The sequence below is a fragment of the Methylobacterium sp. B1 genome, assembly GCF_000333255.1.
Classification (GTDB): domain Bacteria; phylum Pseudomonadota; class Alphaproteobacteria; order Rhizobiales; family Beijerinckiaceae; genus Methylobacterium; species Methylobacterium fujisawaense.
Genome location: NZ_BACT01000668.1, coordinates 1 through 1,345 on the forward strand (window position 1 = coordinate 1; position 1,345 = coordinate 1,345).

The window sequence follows — 1,345 nt, forward strand, 5'->3', positions numbered from 1 at the left end:
CGCTGCCCGCCAAGGCGACGGGGCGGCCCGTGAAGGTCGCGCTCACGCGCCCGCTCATCGCCAACAACACCACGCACCGGCCGGCCACGATCCAGCGGGTCCGGATCGGCGCCACGCAGGACGGCACTATCACGGCGATCGCGCATGAGAGCACTTCCGGCAACCTGCCGGACGGCGATCCCGAGACGGCGGTGAACCAGACCAAGTTCCTCTACGCGGGGAAGAACCGCCTCACCGCCATGAAGCTCGCCCACCTCGACCTGCCCGAGGGCAACGCCATGCGGGCGCCGGGCGAGGCCCCGGGCCTCGCCGTGCTCGAGGTCGCCATGGACGAGATGGCCGAGAAGCTCGGCCTCGACCCGGTGGAGTTCCGCATCCGCAACGACACGCAGGTCGTCCCGACCCAGCCGGACCTACGCTTCTCCCACCGCGACCTCGTCGGCTGCCTCAAGCTCGGCGCCGAGAAGTTCGGATGGGCCAAGCGCAACCCGAAGCCCGGCCAGGTCCGGGATGGGCAATGGCTCGTCGGCCTCGGCATGGCGGCGGCGTTCCGCGACAACATGGTGATGAAGTCGGGCGCCCGGGTGCGGCTGGACGGCAGCGGCACGGTCACGGTCGAGACCGATATGACCGATATCGGCACCGGCAGCTACACGATCATCGCCCAGACCGCCGCCGAGATGATGGGCGTGCCCCTCGACAAGGTGGCGGTGCGGCTCGGCGACTCGGACTTCCCGGTCTCCTCGGGCTCGGGCGGCCAGTTCGGCGCCAACTCGTCGACGGCGGGCGTCTATGCGGCCTGCGTGAAGCTGCGGGAGTCCGTGGCGCAGAAGCTCGGCTTCAACGCCACCGACGCGGTGTTCGAGGAGGGCGAGGTCCGCGCGGGCAACCGCGCGATCCCGCTCGCCCAGGCTGCCGCGGACGGGGAGCTGGTCGCGGAGGACACGATCGAGTTCGGCAAGGTCTCGAAAGAGCAGCAGGTCTCGACCTTCGGGGCGCATTTCGTCGAGGTCGCCGTGGACGTCTACACCGCCGAGGTCCGGGTCCGGCGGATGCTGGCGGTCTGCGCGGCCGGTCGCATCCTCAACCCGAAATCGGCCCGCAGCCAGGTGATCGGCGGGATGGTCATGGGCACCGGGGCGGCCCTGATGGAAGAGCTGGCGGTCGACACCAAGCGCGGCTTCTTCGCTAACCACGACCTCGCCGGATACGAGGTGCCGGTCCACGCCGACATCCCGCATCAGGAGGTGATCTTCCTCGACGAGGTCGACCCGCGGTCCTCGCCCATGAAGGCGAAGGGCGTGGGCGAGCTCGGGATCTCGGGGATCGCCGCCGCGGGGCGACG

General features: G+C 70.4%; 1 protein-coding gene. It reads left to right on the plus strand.

Features of this window, described 5'->3' with window-relative positions; all coding sequences use genetic code 11:
• Positions 1–1,345, plus strand: a 1,345-nt coding sequence (locus tag I53_RS19720; protein WP_043353841.1) for a xanthine dehydrogenase family protein molybdopterin-binding subunit, incomplete at both ends; no start/stop codon positions are given.